This window comes from Janthinobacterium sp. TPC_1, from assembly GCF_056037845.1.
The window spans coordinates 2,496,661-2,514,823 of record NZ_CP195157.1; the positions used below are offsets into that span (position 1 = coordinate 2,496,661).

The window sequence follows — 18,163 nt, forward strand, 5'->3', positions numbered from 1 at the left end:
TACATGAGCACTAGCACCTTGGACCACGCCGGTCACGATCACGACCATGCCCACGACCACCCGACCGGCTACCGCCGCTGGCTGTTTGCCACCAACCACAAGGATATCGGCACCCTGTACCTGTGGTTTTCGTTCATCATGCTGCTGTCGGGCGGCGTGCTGGCCCTGATGATCCGTACGGAACTGTTTCATCCAGGCTTGCAATTTTTCCACCCTGAATTTTTTAATCAACTGACCACCATGCACGGCCTGGTGATGGTGTTTGGCGCCATCATGCCGGCCTTCGTCGGCTACGCCAACTGGATGATCCCGCTGCAAGTGGGCGCGTCCGACATGGCGTTTGCCCGCATGAACAACTTCTCGTTCTGGCTGCTGCCGCCGGCCGCGCTGCTGCTGGCCACGTCCTTCCTCGTTCCGGGCGGCGCCACGGCCGCCGGCTGGACCCTGTATGCACCGCTGTCGACGCAGATGGGCCCCGGCATGGACATGGCCATTTTCGCCATGCACCTGATGGGCGCCTCGTCCATCATGGGCTCGATCAACATCATCGTCACCATCCTGAACATGCGTGCCCCTGGCATGACCCTGATGAAAATGCCGATGTTCTGCTGGACCTGGCTGATTACCGCGTATCTCTTGATCGCCGTCATGCCGGTGCTGGCTGGCGCGATTACCATGACCCTGACGGATCGCCATTTCGGCACGTCCTTCTTTAACGCGGCAGGCGGCGGCGACCCCGTCATGTACCAGCACATCTTCTGGTTCTTCGGCCACCCCGAGGTCTACATCATGATCTTGCCGGCTTTCGGCATCGTCTCGCAGATCCTGCCAGCGTTTGCCCGCAAGCCATTGTTCGGCTATGCGTCGATGGTCTACGCTACCGCTTCCATCGCGATCCTGTCCTTCATCGTCTGGGCGCATCACATGTTTACTACCGCATGCCGGTGACGAGCCAGCTGTTCTTCATGTACGCGACCATGCTGATCGCCGTGCCGACGGGCGTGAAAGTGTTCAACTGGATCGCCACCATGTGGAAGGGTTCGATGACGTTCGAAACGCCGATGCTGTTCTCGGTCGGCTTCATTTTCGTCTTCACCATGGGCGGTTTCACGGGCCTGATCCTGGCCGTCACGCCGATCGACATCCAGCTGCAGGATACCTATTATGTGGTGGCGCACTTCCACTACGTGCTGGTGGCCGGTTCGCTGTTCGCCCTGTTCGCCGGTTTCTACTACTGGTCGCCGAAATGGACGGGCCATATGTACAACGAGACGCGCGGCAAGATCCACTTCTGGCTGTCGCTGATCACGTTCAACGTGACCTTCTTCCCGATGCACTTCCTGGGCCTGGCCGGCATGCCGCGCCGCTACGCCGACTATCCGGCGCAGTTCACGGACTTCAATATGATCGCCTCGATCGGCGGCTTCGGTTTCGGCCTGATGCAGGTGTACTTCCTGTTCTTCGTTGTCTTGCCGACCATCCGCGGCGGCAAGGCTGCGCCAGCGAAACCATGGGAAGGCGCGGAAGGCCTGGAATGGACTGTGCCGAGCCCGGCGCCGTTCCACACGTTTGAAACGCCGCCTACCGTCAAGTAATGTCAGTGTCACGGGCCGGCGTGTTGCGCGGCCCGCCTTGAATAAAGTTGCTGCCATGACCGAAGTGAAAACTGAGCGTAAAAAACCGAACAACCTGCGTACCGGGCTGATACTGGGGGCCCTGGCGGCCTTCTTCTTCCTGTCCGTGTTCGTCAAGCGCATGTGGCTCTGACGTGACGACGCCCCACCAACAGGAAACACGCGGCCTGAACCGCAAGATGCTGGGCAAGCTGCTCGTCATTGCCGTGCTGATGTTTGGCTTTGGCTATGCCCTGATTCCCGTCTACAAGCAGATTTGCGAAGTGATGGGCATCAACGTGCTGACGCAGAAGGATGGCACGTGGCCTACGACAACAATACGCAAGTCGATACGACGCGCAGCATCACCGTCGAGTTCGACGGCAATGCGCAGGGACCCTGGCGCTTCCGCCCGACCGTCTCGAGCATGCAGGTGCATCCGGGCGAGCTGGTGACCGTCATGTATGAAGTGGTCAACACGCAAAACCGCGTCGTCAACGCGCAAGCCATCCCCAGCTACGCGCCGCAGAGCGCCACGCCGCATTTCAAGAAGGTCGAGTGCTTCTGCTTCAAGCAGCAAACCTTGAAACCGAAGGAAGCGCGGCAGATGCCGGTGGTGTTTTTCCTCGATCCGGCCCTGCCGAAAGAGGTGAAAACCATCACCCTGTCGTACACGTTTTTCGAGATTGCCGGTCTGAGCCAGGCTCAGACGCCGGCCGTCCAATAGGAGAGTGCCATGGGCGAATCCGCCAAGCCGGAAAAAGCGTCGTTCCTGTATTCGCTGCGGGCCGTCGTCTGGTCATTCACGGGCTTGCGCCGCAAGAGCGATTTCGACACGGATTCGGCCAAGCTCAATCCCGTGCACATCGTCATCGCCGGCTTCCTAGTGGTGGCTTGCCTGATCGGCATCCTGATTTCAATTGTTAAATTCGTCGTTTTATAAATTATAAAAAACCACCCTATAAGTTTTTGAGGAGATGATGATGAGTTCCAACCACGCCGCCGTACCTTATTATTTCGTGCCCGGCCCGTCGCGCTGGCCCATGCTGGGCGGCGCCAGCCTGCTGCTGACCATGATCGGCGCCTCGGCCTGGGTCAACGACGTCTCCTGGGGCCCGTACGTGAATTACCTGGGCCTGGCCGGCATCCTGCTGGTGCTGTACTTCTGGTTCGGCGACGCCATCAGCGAATCGGAGCAGGGCCTGTACAGCGAGCGCATCGACCACTCCTTCCGCTGGAGCATGAGCTGGTTCATCTTTTCGGAAGTCATGTTCTTCGCCGCCTTCTTCGGCGCCCTGTTCTATGCGCGCAGCATCTCGATGCCGTGGCTGGCCGACCTCGATCACAAGGTGATCTGGCCCGATTTTGCCGCCCACTGGGGCAATACGGGCCCGGCCGGCACGGTGCAGGAATTTACCACCATGACGCCGTTCTGGATTCCGACGATCAACACGGCCTTGCTGCTGACGTCGGGTGTCACCCTGACGATTTCCCACCACGCGCTGCGCGCCGGCCACCGCGCCATGACGGCCCTGTTCCTGTTCGCCACCATCGTGCTGGGCGCCATCTTCATGGGCTTCCAGGTCTATGAATACATCCACGCCTACAGCGAACTGAACTTGAAATTGACGTCCGGCATCTACGGCGCCACCTTCTTCATGCTGACGGGCTTCCACGGCTTCCACGTGACCCTGGGCGCCATCATGCTGTCCGTCATTCTGTACCGCGTGCTGAAAGGCCACTTCACGCCCGACCACCACTTCGGCTTCGAAGGCGCCGCCTGGTACTGGCACTTTGTCGACGTCGTCTGGCTGGGCCTGTACGTGGTCGTGTATTGGTTATAATGGCGGGGCAGGGCGCGCGCCGTTGACGCCTGCGCCTGCAGCATGAAAAAAGCCGTACCGGGAGATCCTGGGTACGGCTTTTTTCTTAGCGTGAAGAATTTGCCAATCAGGCAAGAAGAAGCTTAATGTATGCCCGTCGGCTGGATGTAACCGAGATGATGCGCCAGCAGGATCAGCAAAAACAGGGTGATCGACAAGCCCACGCGCAAGGCCAGCGCCTGCACGGTGCGGTTGCTCTTGCCCTTGTCGCGCATGAGGAAGAACAGGGCCGAGCCCAGGCTGCCCAGGATCAGGATGAAGGCGATGGCAACGAGGATTTTCATGGATGGTAGCGCCAGGCTTGAGGAGGTTTCATTGTAATGCGTATCCGCTTCCATTTTAGATGGATTCCATTTGTTGTATTGCTGCTACTGGTGGCGCTGGGGATCTCTCTGGCGCAGTGGCAGCAGCGCCGTGCCGACGAGAAAGTCGCGCGTGCCGCCCGGCTGGAAGCGGGCAACCAGGCCGCGCCGCTGGCCTTGACGGCCGCGCCCCTGCTGCCGGCCGATGCGCAAGCGATCGAATACCGGCGCGTTACCGTCACGGGCCGTTTCGTGCCCGCCTGGACGGTGTACCTGGACAACCGCCCCTACAAGGGCCAGGCCGGTTTTCACGTGCTCACGCCATTTCAAATAGACGGCTCCCCCATGCACGTGCTGGTGGCGCAGGGCTGGTTGCCGCGCAACAATGCCGAGCGCACGCGCATTCCCGACTACGCCACGCCGGCCGGCACCGTCACCATTAGCGGCATCGCGCGCCTGAACGCGGGCCATGTGATGGAACTGGGCACGGCGCCGACCCTGGCGCCGCACGCCATCGTGCAAAATGCCGATATCGGCCAGCTGGCCCGGGCCAGCGGCCTGGCCTTGCAGCCATTTATTCTCGAACAAACAGCCGATGCAGTTGATCCGCCAGCGTCCAGCCAGCTTCCCGTGCGCGACTGGCCGGCGCCCGACCTGGGTGCCGACAAGCACCGCGGCTATGCCTTCCAGTGGTATGCACTGGCACTGATGGCTTTTTTATTTTTTGTCTTTACAGGATTTCGACGTGCAAACAAACAGCCCTGAAGCAACGCAAGACAACAGCAACAAGCAGGCACAGAATACGGGACGGTGGAAACTATTGGCCGTGGTGGCCGTGTGCGCCTTTCCCATCATCGCCTCGTATTTCACGTATTACATCATCAAGCCCACGGGCCGCAACAATTACGGCGCCCTGATCGACCCGCGCTTGCATCCGATACCCGAAGAACAATTACAGGTGACGGAACTGGACGGCAAGGCCGCGCCGCTGGCGCAATTCAAGGGCAAGTGGGTACTGCTGCAAACGGGACCATCCGATTGCCAGGAAGCATGCAAGAAGCAATTGTTTGACATGCAACAACTGCGTTTGATGCAAGGCAAGGAACGCGAACGCCTGGAACGGGTCTGGCTGGTGACGGATGCCCAGCCGCTCGACACGCTCGTGATGCGCGAATTCGACGGCACCAGCATGCTGCGCGTCAATAACGACGCCCTGAAGGCGTGGCTGCCCGTGGAGCCGGGCGGCAAGACCAGCGACCACCTGTATTTGATCGATCCGCTGGGCAATCTGATGATGCGCTTCCCGAAAGACGCGGACCCGAACAAGATCAAGAAAGACATCGCCAAGCTGCTCAAAGCTTCGGCGATCGGTTGAGGAGTCTGCATGCCGACGATGCATCTCTCCGCGCTGGCCCAGCTGGGCTTGACGGGTCTGCTGGTGGCGCTGCTGCCTTTGACCATGGTCTGGGTGTCCGCGGACGCCAATAAATACCGCAAGCTCGTATGGATCGCCGTCTTCCTGACGGTCGACCTGATCATGTTTGGCGGCTTTACGCGGCTGTCCGATTCCGGCCTCGGCTGCCCGGACTGGCCTGGTTGTTATGGTTCTGCCAATCCTTTCCTTGCGCACGAGCACATCGTGGCGGCGGAAACCCTGATGCCGACGGGCCCCGTGACGGTGGTCAAGGCTTGGATCGAAATGACGCACCGCTACCTGGCCATGGCCATCGGCGTCTTGATCGTGGCGATGATGGTGCAGGCATGGCGCCAGTGGAAGAAAAACAAACGCGAGGAATTTGCTCCCGCGCTGCCGACGGCGCTGTTTTTGTTCGTCTGCCTGCAGGGCGCGTTCGGCGCCTGGACGGTGACATTAAAACTGCAGCCGGTGATCGTCACCATCCACTTGCTGCTGGGCATGGGGCTGCTGGCCATGCTGACGTGGCTGGGCGGGCGCCAGGATCATGCCGTCAAACCCTTGCTGCGCGCCGACGCGGATGCGTCCGTGCTGCGCCCCGTGCGCGCGCTGGCCGTCATGTCGCTCGTGCTGCTCACCGTGCAGATCGCGCTGGGCGGCTGGGTGAGCACCAACTACGCCACCCTGGCCTGCACGGATTTCCCCCTGTGCGGCGGCAAAGTCATTCCGGAAATGGATTTCGAGCATGGTTTCCATCTGTGGCGCGAGCTGGGCAAGACGGCCGCCGGCCACTATTTGCCGTTTTCCGCGCTGACGGCCATCCACTGGGTGCACCGCAATTTCGCCTTCATCGTGCTGGCCGGCATCGGCTATACGGTGTTGCGCGCGTGGAAACTGCCATCCCTGCGCGGCACGGCGCGCTGGGTGGCGCTGGTGCTGGCCCTGCAGGCGGCCACGGGCCTTGCGACGATTTACCTGAGCTGGCCATTGTCGATTGCCGTCCTGCATAACGGCGGGGCGGCGCTGCTCGTGTTATTGCTGACCATGTTAAACTACAAGGCTAAATTCCAACTCGATGTAGCGCGGAAATCTGCTCCCGCCGCCGCGCCAGTGCCCTCGGCACCAGCCAGTCCTTCCCGTATCGCATAAATGACTACTCAGACCATCAGCCGTAAACCTTCCCCCCGCATCGCCCAGTACTGGGCGCTGACCAAGCCCCGCGTGACGCAACTGGCCGTGTTTTGCGCCGTCATCGGCATGTTCCTGGCCAGCGAAGAGTTGCCTGACTGGCGCGCGGTGGTGTTCGGCACCATCGGCATCTGGCTGCTGGCCGGCGCCGCGTTTGCCGTCAATTGCCTGGCCGAGCGCGAAATCGATGCGCGCATGGCCCGCACGGCGCGCCGCCCCATGGCCATGGGCGACATCACGGTAAAACAGACGGTGGTGTTCGCGCTCGTGATCGGCGGCCTGGGCATGGCGATTCTGTATCACCTCGTCAATCCGCTGACCATGTGGCTGACTTTTGTCACGTTTGTCGGCTATGCCTTGATCTACACCATGGTGCTCAAGCCTGCCACGCCGCAAAATATCGTCATCGGCGGCCTGTCCGGCGCCATGCCGCCCGCGCTGGGCTGGGCGGCCGTCGCCAACGACGTGCCGATGCAGGCGTGGCTGCTGGTCCTGATCATTTTCGTGTGGACGCCGCCGCACTTCTGGGCGCTGGCCATGTACCGCCGCGACGATTACGCGCGCTCGGGCCTGCCCATGCTGCCCGTCACGCATGGCATGCAATTTACGCAATTCCACGTGTGGCTGTATTCGATCGCGCTGGCCGCCACCACCTTGCTGCCGTACGCCGTGCGCATGAGCGGCCTGATCTACCTGGCCTCGGCCGTGCTGCTCAATGCGGGCTTCCTGTATTACGCGTGGAAGATGTACCGCCACTACACGGACTTGATCGCGCGCAAAGCTTTTACGTTTTCCATCATCTACCTGGCATTGCTGTTCGCGGCCTTGCTGGTCGATCACTACATTCCCCTCGGAACATGAAAAAATACCTGACCTTGTTGTTGGCGGCCGCCCTGGCCGTCGTCCTGGCCGGCTGCGGCAAGCCTGTTGCACCGAAGCTGGCATTCAAGAACACGGACGTGACGGGCCTGGGCTACGCGCGCGAATTCGCGCTGACGGATCACACGGGCCACCCGCGCACTCTGGCCGACTACAAGGGCAAGCTGGTGCTGATGTTCTTCGGCTACACGCAATGTCCGGACGTCTGTCCCACCACCATGGCCGACATGGCCCAGGTGATGCGGGAAATGGGCCCGCAGGCGGACCAGGTGCAAGTGCTGTTCGTCACGGTCGACCCCGAGCGCGACACGCAGGCCTTGCTGGCGCAATATGTGCCCGCTTTCGACAAGCGTTTCGTGGGCCTGTATGGCGACGCGGCTGCCACGGCCAGGGTGGCCAAGGAATTCAAGGTGTATTACGCCAAGGTCGAGGGCGAGACGGACAACGGCTACACGGTCGACCACACGGCCGGCACCTATGTGTTCGACCGCGAAGGCAAGATCCGCCTGTTCGTGCGCCACGGCGAAAAGCCTGCCGCCATCGCGCACGATCTTAAACTTCTGCTATCCTGACCCGGTCGCGCCCCCGGGCGCCATCTTCAGGATACGCAGTACATGGATAAACGTTTCGAGCCGCACGCCCGCCTGGCAGCCGTCATCTTCTTGCTGATCGGCTGCTTTTTCGTCTTGCGGCCCTTCCTCGCCGCCATGCTGTTTGCCGCCTGCGTGGGCATTTCCAGCTGGCCCCTGTACCTGCTGCTGCTCGAACGCCTGAAAGGCCGGCGCAACCTGGCGGCCGCCATCATGACCCTGTCCCTGATCCTGGTCATCGTGCTGCCGCTGGCCCTCGTCACCTACAACCTGGCCGACAATGTCTCGCGCATCTATGAACAGCTGCGCACGGCGCTGGAATCGGGCGGCCTGCATCCACCGGCCTGGCTGGCCAACATTCCCGTGGTGGGCGAAACCATCGCCGGCTACGTGGAGCGCCTGCTTGCCGACCGCGAGGAATTATTGAATTTGGGTAAGACCATGCTGGAGCCGGCGCGCCACTTCCTCGCTTCCGGCGGCATCCTGCTGGGCACGGGCCTGGCGCAGACCAGCCTGGCCGTGTTCGTCAGCTTCTTCCTCTACCGCGACGGCCAGCAACTGAGCCGTGCCCTGATGACGGGCGCCGGCCGCATCATCGGCGACAGCGCGCCGGGCGTGGGCCTGACCATCAGCCGCACCGTGCGCGGCGTCATGTACGGCTTGCTGGGCACAGCGCTGGCGCAGGCCCTGGTGGCCGTGGTCGGCTTCCTGATCGCCGGCGTGCCGGCCGTCGCGCTGCTGGGCGTGGCCACCTTCATCTTTTCGCTGATTCCCGTCGGCCCGCCATTGATCTGGGGCGGCGCCGCCATCTGGCTGTTTTCAGACGGCCAGACGGGCTGGGGCATTTTCATGCTGGTGTGGGGCGCGCTGCTGATCAGCGGCGTGGACAACGTGGTCAAACCCATGCTGATCAGCCGCGGCAGCAGCCTGCCGTTCTTGCTGGTGCTGCTGGGCGTGCTGGGCGGCGTGCTGGCCTTCGGCTTCGTCGGCATCTTTATCGGCCCGACCCTGCTGGCGGTGCTGTACAGCCTGCTGCAAACGTGGACGGTGGGCGAAACCACCGTGCCGCAGGGCAAGGATACGATTACGTTGAAGAAGTAATCAGTCGCGCAAGTCCGCATCGAGATCGCGTTCCTGCTTCGGAATCACCTTGATCAGCACGATGCGGGGCCCGTTCATCTTCTTGACGACGATGTCGAAGTCGACGAAGGTGATGCGCTGGCCCTGCTTCGGGATGTCACCGAGCTTGACCATGATCAAGCCGCCCACCGATTCCACGTCGTCCAGCCCCAGCTCCTCGTTTTCGATATCGATGCCGAGGATGCGTTCGAGCGAGAAGATGGGCAGGCTGGCCTTGCCGATCAGGGTGCCGTCGCTTTGCTTGAGCCAGTCGTTTTCATTGCGGCGGAATTCATCGCGGATTTCGCCCACCATGGCGCCGAGCAAGTTATCGAGCGTAATAAAACCCAGCGGACGCTTGCCCTTCTCGCCGATCAGGGCGAAGTGGGGCGCGCCGTCGCGAAAGCGCCGGAACAGTTCCAGGGCCGGCGTGCGCGCGGAAATGATGTCGACGGGACGCAGGAACGGCGTGAGCGAGGTGATCGGTTTGCCCGCCTGCTGGGCAAAGAACAGATCCTTGAGGTGCACCACGCCCAGCACGTCGTCTTCATTCGTGTCGAAATACGGGTAGCGGCTGAAGCGGTTGCGCAGCACCGTGTCGAGGTTTTCTTCCAGCGTGTTCGAGGCGTGCAGGGCGATCACTTCATTGATCGGGCGCATCAGATCCGACACGGTCATTTGTTCGAAATCAAGCGACTGCGCCAGGATGTTGCGCTCGTCGCGCGTAAACTTCTCGCCGGGCTGGCTGGTGCGCAGGATCAGTTTCAATTCTTCGGACGAGTAATGGGCATCGTGGCCGCCCTTGCCGGACAGGCCCGCCAGGCGCAGCACCCAGTTGGCGCTGGCGTTGAGCAGGTAGATGGCCGGGTACATGGTCCAGTAAAAGCCGTACAGGGGAATCGCGCTCCACAGGCCGACGGCTTCCGGGTTGCGGATGGCCATCGATTTGGGGGCCAGTTCGCCCACGACGATGTGCAGGAAGGAAATCACGCTGAAGGCGACGACGAAGGACACGCCGTGGATCAGCTCTTGCGAGGTGACGCCGATGGCGCCGAACAGCGGCTCGAGCAGGCCGGCAAACGCCGGTTCGCCGACCCAGCCCAGGCCCAGCGACGCCAGCGTGATGCCCAGCTGGCAGGCGGACAGGTAGGCGTCCAGCTGGCCATGCACCTTGGCCAGGATGCGGCCCCGTAGTCCCTGCGTCTTGGCGATGGCGCGGATGCGCGTGCGGCGCAAGGTGACAATGCCAAACTCGGCGGCAACAAAAAAACCGTTCAGCGCGACCAGGAAGAGGGCGAGCAGGACTAGCAAGACATTGTGCATGGGGGCGCGGAAGATGGGCTGTAAAAACGACATCTTAAACGACGAAGGCCGGCATAGCCTAATTTAGCCGCGCGCCCCGCCCGTGCAGGCGGGCGCGCGCGCCCGGTTTTCCACGCTTTTTCAGCCTTTGGCGGCCGTTTGCGGCCCGCCGCGCATGGCGAAGACCATGACGGCCGAGACGATGGCGGGAATGGCGACGACGAGGAAAATTGTGCTGTTGGGCCAGTTCAGGCGGATCAGCTCGCCACCGAGCACGGGACCGATGATGGAACCGATGCGGCCCACGCCCAGGCTCCAGCCGATGCCCGTCGAGCGCAGGGTGGTCGGGTAGTAGCTGGCCGCCAGGGCGTTGACGGCCGGCTGGCCGCCCACCACGCAGAAACCGGCGATGAAGATGGTAATGAACAGGAAGGCCAGCGACACGTCCGGACGGCCGATCAGGGCAATGGCGACTGCCGCGACCAGGAAGCATGGCAGCAGGATGCGGCGGAAGCTGGAGCGGTCGATCAGCTGGCCCATGACGAGGGTGCCGATGGTGCCGCCCACTTGCAGGGCCGTGCCCGCCAGCACGGCGTTGGCCGTCGACAGGCCCGCTTCCTTGGCGATGGTCGGCAGCCAGTTGGACAGGAAATATAAATTGAGCAAGTTCATGAAGTTGATGACCCACAACAAAATCGTCATCTTCGCGCGGCCGCCCGTAAACAATTGCAGCACGGGCGCGCCCTTGTGTTCCTTTTCATGCACGACGTATTGCGTGTCGGCCGTGATGTTGACGGTGGGATCGATGCGTTTCAGCCACTTGGCGACTTTATCCAGCTTGCGTTTCTTCAATACCAGAAATTGCATCGATTCCGGCAGCAGGAAGAACATCAGCACGCCGATCACCAGCGGCACCACGCCGCCCACGTAAAACACGGATTGCCAGCCGAAGGCGGGAATCAGCGCGGCGGACAATAATCCACCGAGCACGGCGCCCAGGGTAAAGCCGCACGAGACGAGCATCATCAAGGTAACTTTCTTGCGCAGGGGGCTGTATTCGCCGGCCAGCGCCATGGCGTTCGGCATCACGGCGCCCAGGCCCAGTCCGGTAATGAAGCGTATCAGCTGCAATTGCTCGATGGTCGTTGCCAGCGGCGTGACCAGCATGCACAGGGAAAAGAAGATGGTCGAGCCGATCAGCACGGGACGGCGGCCGAACTTGTCGGCCGTGATGCTGAAAACGAGCGAACCGACCAGCATGCCCAGCAAGCCCGCGCCGAAGACGGGGCCCAGGTTGGCCTTGCTCACATGCCAGTCGGCAATGATGGCCGGCGCCACATAGCCCATCGCCTGCACGTCGAAGCCATCCATGATGACGCATAGCCCGCACAGGATCAGCATGCCGATCTGGAAGGAGCCGATCTTGTTGTTATTGATGAGATCGGGAATATCGATCGTCTTGCCTGCCGTGGACATGGTGCCGCTCCTGTTTTTTTTTATGGTGGTCGCGCCCTGCCGGCGAGGGAGGGGCGCGTGTTTGTCTCAGGCTTCATTACAATCGCTTTTGATTGATTATTCAAACGTTATTTTCGAATGGATTTATCAGGTTTCCTTGTGAATCTTCGGGTGCCCCTGGATGGCGGCCAGGATCACATCGAGGGCCGGATGCATGATCTTGCGCTCGTTGGAAATCACATAAAACTGTTCGCGCAGGGACGAGGCATCGCCCACCAGCACGGCACCGAATTGCTCCTCGATCTCGCCCGCCAGGCTGGCCGAGGCGAAGAACAGGCCCAGGCCCTTGCGGCCAAACGCGTTGAGCATGGCGTTATCCTCGAATTCGCCGACCACGTCGGGGCGCACGCCTTGCTGCACCATCCATTCGTCGATGCGCCCGCGCAAGGCGTTGTTGCGCGCCGGCAGCAGAAATGGCGCGCCGTGCAGGCTGTGGGGGAAATTGCCGCGGTACTGTTCCGCCAATGCGGGGATGGCGAACAGCTTCATGGCGCTCTCGCCCCACAGGTGGCTGGATACGCGCAGGCTGGCGCCGGCCGGCACGGCGCGGTCCGTCAACACCAGGTCCAGCTTGTGCAGGGCCAGGTCGGCCAGCAAGGATTCGAATTCATCCTCCAGGCACACGAGCTTGACGGGCTTGTCCAGGCTGCGCGTGGCGTCGAGCATGCGGTAGGCCATCAGTTTCGGCAAGGAATCGGAAATGCCCACCGTCAAACGCATCTTTTCCGCATCCGTGTCGGCCAGCGCTTCCTGCATCTGTTCGCCGAGCAAAAAAATCTGGTCCGCATAGCCGAGCGCGAGGCGGCCCGCCTCCGTTGGCACCAATCGCCGTCCCTGCGGCTGCAGCAGCGACTTGCCCAGTTCCTTTTCCAGCAGGGCCAGCTGGGTGCTGATGGTTTGCACGGCCAGTCCCAGCCGTTCGGCCGCGCGCGTCACGCCGCCTTCCTTGGCGACCACCCAAAAGAAGTACAAATGGCGGTAATTGAAGCCCGTGGTTTTCATCGCTGCATCCTCTATCTTCTGTTTTTACGAAGTAATACTTCCATTATCTTCCATTTTTAAATGCGTCACACGTCCCTATACTACGTTCCATTGAATTTGGATAAAGGGGAACTATCGATGAAGCATTTCAGAGTGTCATTTCTAGTGACATTTATCTGCCTGGGCATTTCCGCCTGGTGGGGTTATACGCACGGTGGCGTGCAGACGATGCTGGCGGCGCTCGGTATCGCGGTAATCCTCGGCGTGATGGAAGTCTCGCTGTCGTTCGACAACGCGGTGGTCAACGCCTCGGTGCTGAAGAACTGGGACAAGTTCTGGCAGAACCTGTTCCTCGGCGTGGGCATCATCATCGCCGTGTTCGGCATGCGTTTGCTGTTCCCGCTGGTCATCGTGGCGCAAGCGGCGGACCTGGGCTTGATGGAAGTATGGAATCTGGCCCTGAGCAATCCGGAACAGTATTCGATGCACCTGACGAATCACCACGCGGAAGTGGCGGCCTTCGGCGGCATTTTCCTGCTGCTGGTTTTCCTGAACTTCCTGCTGGACTCGGAAAAAGAAACGCACTGGCTGGGCCGTATTGAAGAAAAACTGGGCGCGCTGGGCAAGATCTCGTCGATTTCCGTGATGATCGCCCTGGGCACGCTGATGGTCAGCCTGTCGATGATCGAAGAAGGCCAGAAGCTGGTAGTCCTGACGGCCGGCCTGTGGGGCATCCTGACCTACGTGGGCGTCGATGTGATCAGTGGCTTGCTGGAAGGCGATAACGGCGACGGCAACATGGGCGACATCATCAAGCGCGGCGGTATTGGCGGCTTCCTGTACCTGGAAGTGCTCGACGCCTCGTTCAGCTTTGACGGCGTGATCGGCGCGTTCGCCATCACCAAGGATGTCGTGATCATCATGCTGGGCCTGGCAATCGGCGCGATGTTCGTGCGTTCGATGACGGTGTTCCTGGTGCGCAAGGGCACGCTCGACGAGTTCGTTTATCTGGAGCACGGCGCGCACTATGCGATCGGTATCCTGGCCGTGATCATGTTGGTCAGCATGAAGTTCCACATTCCCGAGATCTTCACGGGTCTGATTGGGGTAGCCTTCATTCTCGCCTCGCTGTGGTCGTCGATCCGCTACAAGCGCAGGATGGCCCTCGAAGAAGACAAGACGGAAGCGCTGGAAGCGGTCAAGGCAGTGTAAAGAATGCGCGACAAACGATTACACCCGTTTGTCGGCAAGTTGCAGCAAGCGTCGCCGCCGGCCTGGGGAGTCAGGCCGGTGGAGGGCGCCAGGTGTTTGGTCATACACAACCCACATAGGAGAAATACATCATGGCAATCAGTCTGCAAAAAGGCGGCAACGTCAACCTGAGCAAGGAAGCTCCTGGCATTTCGAAGATGATCATCGGCCTGGGCTGGGATGCCCGCGCCACCGACGGCGCCGCGTTCGACATCGACGGTTCCGTGTTCCTGCTGAAGGCCGACGGCAAGGTTCGCGCCGACGTCGACATGATTTTCTACAACAACCTGAAGTCGAGCGACGGTTCCGTCACCCACTCGGGCGACAACACCACCGGCGCCGGCGATGGCGATGATGAAACCGTCATCGTCGACCTGGCCACGGTGCCAGCCGAGATCGATAAGATCGCCGTCTGCGTCACGATTCACGATGCCGAGGCGCGCAAGCAAAACTTTGGTATGGTATCGAAGGCCTACGTACGTTGCGTGAATGCCAACGGCAACACGGAAATCGCCCGTTTCGACCTGTCGGAAGACGGTTCGGCGGAAACGGCCATGGTCTTCGGCGAAATCTACCGCAACGGCGGCGATTGGAAATTCAAGGCCATCGGCCAGGGCTACAAAGGCGGCCTGGGTCCACTCGCAGCATCGTTCGGCGTCGGCGTGTAAGTTGTAAATAATCAAGGCGGTCCGCAGCGCGGGCCGCCGCCATCACCATCATCGTTGAGGAAGGAATAGTCAGATGCCAGTTTTCAATATTACCGGGGACGTCGACCCGTTCCTGCATGTGTCACTGGCCAAGGGCGAGAAGATTTATTGCGAATCCAATGCGATGGTGATGATGGAAACCAATCTTGAGCTGAAAGGCAAGATGACGGGCGGCATAGGCGCTGCGCTGATGCGCACCTTTGCCAACGGGGAATCGTTCTTTCAGCAGCATATCGAGGCCATGCGGGGCGACGGCGACTGTCTGCTGTCGCCCACCTTGCCCGGCGCGATGCGGGTGCTCGATATTGGAGCCCAACAATACATGATCAGCGACGGCGCCTTCGTGGCGGCCAGCTCTGGCGTGGAATTGAAGGTGCGCACGCAAAGCCTTGGCAATGCGCTGTTTGCCCAGAGCGGTGGTTTTTTTTCATCACCGAGACGGCAGGCAGCGGCCAGCTGGCGGTGTCCGGTTTTGGCGCGATGTCGATACTGGAAGTGACGCCTGGCAAGGACGTGGTGATCGATAACTCGCACGTCGTATGCTGGGACAACCGCCTGCAATACGAAATTTCCATGACGACCGGCAGCAGCGGCGGCTTTCTGGGCAATTTGATCAATAGCCAGACCAGCGGCGAGGGCGTAGTACTGAAATTCTCAGGCACGGGAAAAATCCTCGTGTGTTCGCGCAACCGCGCGGCCTTTCTCGCCTGGACCCAAAGCAAGCCGGCGTAACTAATATTTGATGTAACTAAGCAAACAGGAGCTATGCGTATGTCTGTCAATTTGAGCAAGGGCCAGAAGATTTCTCTGGACAAAGAAGCTGGTACCACCCTGACCCGCATCACCATGGGCCTGGGCTGGGATGCGGCCAAGACCAAGGGTTTCCTCGGTTTCGGTTCGAAGACGGAAGCCGTCGACCTGGACGCCTCGTGCGTTATGTTCGATGACAACAAGAGCACGTCCGATATCGTCTGGTTCCGCCAGCTGAAAAGCAAGGACGGCAGCATTGTCCACACGGGCGACAACCGCACGGGCGCGGGCGATGGCGACGACGAACAGATCAATGTCGATCTGTCGAAAGTGCCGGCGCACGTGAAAAGCCTGGTCTTCACCGTCAACAGCTTTACTGGCCAGAACTTCTCGCAGGTGGAAAACGCCTATTGCCGCATCTTGAATGCCAGCAATAACCGGAAGTCGCGCGTTTCAACCTGTCTGTGCAAGGTACCCACACGGCACAGATCATGGCCAAGCTGTACCGCCATAACGGCGAATGGAAGATGCACGCCATCGGAGAAAACGGCAACGGTCGCACCTTTGACGACCTGATGCCGCAAATCGCCGTGCATCTATAAGGAGCAGTACGCAGCGGGCGGGGGGGCGGACCGGATACCGGCCCTTGTCCGCTGCTCTATATTGAAGGAGAGTATGTCGTGATGCGATTGCTGATAGCCTTGCTACTTCCGTGTCTCACGTTTTTCATGCTGGGGCGCCCGCTGGCCGGTGCCGCCGCCTTGATTTTGCAGTGCACTGTGATCGGCTGGGCGCCGGCGGCCCTGTGGGCCCTGTACACGGTAAACCAGCATAAAACGGAGCAGGAACTGGAAGGTGCATTAAGCCGCAGCTACATGCGCAGGCGTAGTCGGTTGATATAAGTCAACCGGGCGCCAGGAATCCTTGCGCTAAAGCCCGCACGAGCGATCGTGCGGGCTTTTTTGTGCGCGCTCACTTCTTGCAGCGTATCGGCACGTTCACGGAATTGCCGTCCGAACTCAGGTTGCGGTACTGCAAATCTTCGCTTTCGATGGCGAAGCGGGGCACGGCGTGCACGTAGCGCTGCTTGCAGACGGTGTCGTCATTGATCAGCTGGCCCGCCAGCATGTAATCGCACAGGGCGAAGCGCGATTCCTCGTCGTCGAGGATCAGCACGCGCGCGGCGCTGTACAGGGCCGATTGCAGGACGTCCGGGCTGCAGTTTTCCGGACCCGTCAGTTTCAGATGGGTCTTCGTTTGCGTGGCCAGGCGCTGCAGCTTGACGAGGGCGGCGCGCTCTTCCTTGCGCGCACTGTCGACTTGCGCATCGCCGCTGGACAGGCGCAGCGCCAGCGAGGCGATCTGGTCGATGGAAATATGCCAGGCAAAGCCTTCCAGCCGCGTGCGGATCTGGCCCGGCAAGGGATCGGCCGCATCGACTTCGCAGCGGTACTGGCCCAGGTGGGGGCGGCACAGCACGGGGATGGCAAAGGCCGAGGTGCGCTTGCCCTTGACGAATTTCTGGCTCAGGTCGCCGAAGTTTTCATGCGTGATGGTATCGAAGCGGGCTTGCCCAAAGCCCATCTTGACGAGGTTTTCCTTGCGCTGGCGTGAAAACAGGGCGTCGACGGCATCGTAGATATTCTTGTTGAAGATGCGGTCCAGCGGCTGGCGCTCGTCCGACATCTTTTCGAAGACGGCGCTGGAATTGGGTGCGTTCGCATCGATGGAAAGGAGGATGAAGGGCTTGCTGTTCAGGCGCGGCGGCACGACGGCCATGTCGTTGCCGTACAGCTGAGTCAAGGCCACGTCCCACAGGGTTTCCACGCCCAGGTTGTCGGCCGCGCCGCCGTCGAACAGGTGCACGTAGGACGGCGATTCGCGCGACTCGGAACCGAGTTCCGGCACGAAACTGTTTTTCGGACGGAAACGCTCGAAGGTGACGGAATCGAACACGCCGGGAAAGGCGGCCGAGGTGGCCACGGCCGTGGCCAGGCGGATATCCTGGATCGGCGAATGCAGGGTGCCGTAGAAATACTCGTAGGAAAACACCACGCGCTTGCCGCCATCGGTGGCGTCCGTTGCGTTGGCCAGGAAGATGGGGCCGTCGTGCGGCAAGTCCTGGTAGGTTTTCTTGTCGTACAGCACATCGTCGAACACGTCGGACAGGAACGAGGTGCGCGTCTTGTTCGTGAGCAACATCGTCGTCAGGTTGGCGGGTTTTAATATGGTCTGGCCGAAGAAATCCGTTTTCAGTTTGCTGCGCAGCAAGGGCCAATCCGTCTGCTTGCCATGCAGCGCATAGTAGCCGCCCGCGATGGCGCCGCCCGAGACGCCGGAGATGGCCGAGGCGCCGCTGACGAGGCCGAACTCTTCCAGCTGCTCCAGCGAGGCGGCCGAGAAATTGGCCGCGCGGCTGCCGCCACCGGACAGGGCGATGCCGATGAAGTGGTCGTTGGGCATCGGGTTCTGGATGCGGGCCTTGGGCGCGTCGATGCGCAGGCGCGGTGCTTCCTGCACGGCAAACGTGCGGTTTTCGACGCCGCTGTTGGGGCGCAGGGCGAGTACCGTGCAACCGCTCAGCAGCGCAACGAGGATAAATGGGACAAACAAACGTGGATGCATGCGCGATCTGTGCGTAGTCAGGGGTTGGGATACGGACGGAAACG

Annotated in this window: 17 protein-coding genes and 4 pseudogenes; 16 read left to right on the forward strand and 5 right to left on the reverse strand. The window is 61.0% G+C overall.

What is annotated here, in order from left to right; translation table 11 throughout:
* Window positions 1-3: 3 nt before the first annotated feature.
* The 5 genes and pseudogenes from ctaD to ACQVLG_RS12265 all read left to right on the forward strand — a co-directional run bounded on the left by ctaD (window position 4) and on the right by ACQVLG_RS12265 (window position 3,457).
* Window positions 4-1,595: pseudogene (ctaD, locus tag ACQVLG_RS12245) on the forward strand (cytochrome c oxidase subunit I).
* 55 nt (window positions 1,596-1,650) lie between these two features.
* Complete coding sequence (locus ACQVLG_RS12250) at window positions 1,651-1,767, forward strand: cytochrome oxidase small assembly protein (RefSeq protein ID WP_216350353.1); 117 nt, start codon at window positions 1,651-1,653, stop codon at window positions 1,765-1,767.
* A gap of 46 nt (window positions 1,768-1,813) precedes the next feature.
* A pseudogene (locus ACQVLG_RS12255) lies at window positions 1,814-2,340 on the forward strand (cytochrome c oxidase assembly protein).
* Window positions 2,341-2,349: 9 nt separating this feature from the next.
* Window positions 2,350-2,556 (forward strand): DUF2970 domain-containing protein, encoded by a 207-nt coding sequence (locus ACQVLG_RS12260; protein WP_077399736.1) that lies wholly within the window; start codon window positions 2,350-2,352, stop codon window positions 2,554-2,556.
* A gap of 40 nt (window positions 2,557-2,596) precedes the next feature.
* A complete protein-coding gene (locus ACQVLG_RS12265; protein WP_474294771.1) occupies window positions 2,597-3,457 on the forward strand; it encodes a cytochrome c oxidase subunit 3 in 861 nt (286 codons plus the stop codon).
* Window positions 3,458-3,579: 122 nt separating this feature from the next.
* Here the strand turns inward: ACQVLG_RS12265 and ACQVLG_RS12270 are convergent, their stop codons facing one another.
* Window positions 3,580-3,780 carry a twin transmembrane helix small protein gene (locus tag ACQVLG_RS12270; protein WP_046683386.1) on the reverse strand — a complete coding sequence of 67 codons (201 nt, stop codon included), beginning with the start codon at window positions 3,778-3,780 and terminating at the stop codon, window positions 3,580-3,582.
* Window positions 3,781-3,816: 36 nt separating this feature from the next.
* Between ACQVLG_RS12270 and ACQVLG_RS12275 the strand changes: the two genes are divergently transcribed.
* The 6 genes from ACQVLG_RS12275 to ACQVLG_RS12300 are packed head-to-tail and all read left to right on the forward strand — an operon-like array spanning window position 3,817 to window position 8,970.
* Entirely contained in the window at window positions 3,817-4,563 is a 747-nt protein-coding gene (locus tag ACQVLG_RS12275; RefSeq protein WP_474294773.1) for an SURF1 family protein, read from the forward strand.
* Entirely contained in the window at window positions 4,544-5,173 is a 630-nt protein-coding gene (locus ACQVLG_RS12280; RefSeq protein ID WP_474294775.1) for an SCO family protein, read from the forward strand. Before ACQVLG_RS12275 ends, ACQVLG_RS12280 begins: the two co-directional genes overlap by 20 nt.
* Window positions 5,174-5,191: 18 nt before the next feature.
* Window positions 5,192-6,361 (forward strand): COX15/CtaA family protein, encoded by a 1,170-nt coding sequence (locus ACQVLG_RS12285; RefSeq protein ID WP_474295631.1) that lies wholly within the window; start codon window positions 5,192-5,194, stop codon window positions 6,359-6,361.
* Complete coding sequence (gene cyoE / locus ACQVLG_RS12290) at window positions 6,362-7,261, forward strand: heme o synthase (protein ID WP_230541515.1); 900 nt, start codon at window positions 6,362-6,364, stop codon at window positions 7,259-7,261.
* Window positions 7,258-7,851, forward strand: coding sequence for an SCO family protein (locus tag ACQVLG_RS12295; RefSeq protein ID WP_474294778.1), 594 nt, complete (start codon window positions 7,258-7,260; stop codon window positions 7,849-7,851). Before cyoE ends, ACQVLG_RS12295 begins: the two co-directional genes overlap by 4 nt.
* A 42-nt stretch (window positions 7,852-7,893) precedes the next feature.
* Window positions 7,894-8,970 carry an AI-2E family transporter gene (locus tag ACQVLG_RS12300; protein ID WP_474294780.1) on the forward strand — a complete coding sequence of 359 codons (1,077 nt, stop codon included), beginning with the start codon at window positions 7,894-7,896 and terminating at the stop codon, window positions 8,968-8,970.
* On the opposite strand, the gene ACQVLG_RS12305 is transcribed toward ACQVLG_RS12300, so the two are convergent.
* From ACQVLG_RS12305 to nhaR, 3 genes are all read right to left on the reverse strand, one after another.
* Complete coding sequence (locus ACQVLG_RS12305; protein ID WP_034749482.1) at window positions 8,971-10,311, reverse strand: hemolysin family protein; 1,341 nt, start codon at window positions 10,309-10,311, stop codon at window positions 8,971-8,973.
* Window positions 10,312-10,431: 120 nt separating this feature from the next.
* Entirely contained in the window at window positions 10,432-11,766 is a 1,335-nt protein-coding gene (locus tag ACQVLG_RS12310) for an MFS transporter (protein ID WP_474294782.1), read from the reverse strand.
* Between the two features lie 126 nt (window positions 11,767-11,892).
* The gene (gene nhaR, locus ACQVLG_RS12315; protein ID WP_474294784.1) at window positions 11,893-12,807 is read right to left on the reverse strand and encodes a transcriptional activator NhaR; all 915 of its coding nucleotides are present in this window, start codon (window positions 12,805-12,807) and stop codon (window positions 11,893-11,895) included.
* 117 nt (window positions 12,808-12,924) lie between these two features.
* Here nhaR and ACQVLG_RS12320 point away from each other — a divergent pair, with 117 nt between their 5' ends.
* The 5 genes and pseudogenes from ACQVLG_RS12320 (at window position 12,925) to ACQVLG_RS12340 (ending at window position 16,396) form a co-directional block, all read left to right on the forward strand.
* Window positions 12,925-13,998, forward strand: coding sequence for a DUF475 domain-containing protein (locus ACQVLG_RS12320; RefSeq protein WP_474294785.1), 1,074 nt, complete (start codon window positions 12,925-12,927; stop codon window positions 13,996-13,998).
* A 131-nt stretch (window positions 13,999-14,129) separates the two neighbouring features.
* Window positions 14,130-14,705 (forward strand): TerD family protein, encoded by a 576-nt coding sequence (locus tag ACQVLG_RS12325; RefSeq protein ID WP_077399765.1) that lies wholly within the window; start codon window positions 14,130-14,132, stop codon window positions 14,703-14,705.
* 73 nt (window positions 14,706-14,778) lie between these two features.
* Window positions 14,779-15,476: pseudogene (locus ACQVLG_RS12330) on the forward strand (TIGR00266 family protein).
* A gap of 39 nt (window positions 15,477-15,515) precedes the next feature.
* A pseudogene (locus tag ACQVLG_RS12335) lies at window positions 15,516-16,096 on the forward strand (TerD family protein).
* An 81-nt stretch (window positions 16,097-16,177) separates the two neighbouring features.
* Window positions 16,178-16,396 carry a hypothetical protein gene (locus ACQVLG_RS12340; protein WP_034784905.1) on the forward strand — a complete coding sequence of 73 codons (219 nt, stop codon included), beginning with the start codon at window positions 16,178-16,180 and terminating at the stop codon, window positions 16,394-16,396.
* A 70-nt stretch (window positions 16,397-16,466) separates the two neighbouring features.
* Here ACQVLG_RS12340 and ACQVLG_RS12345 read toward each other — a convergent pair whose 3' ends face one another.
* Entirely contained in the window at window positions 16,467-18,119 is a 1,653-nt protein-coding gene (locus ACQVLG_RS12345; RefSeq protein WP_474294788.1) for a patatin-like phospholipase family protein, read from the reverse strand.
* Window positions 18,120-18,163: the final 44 nt, after the last annotated feature.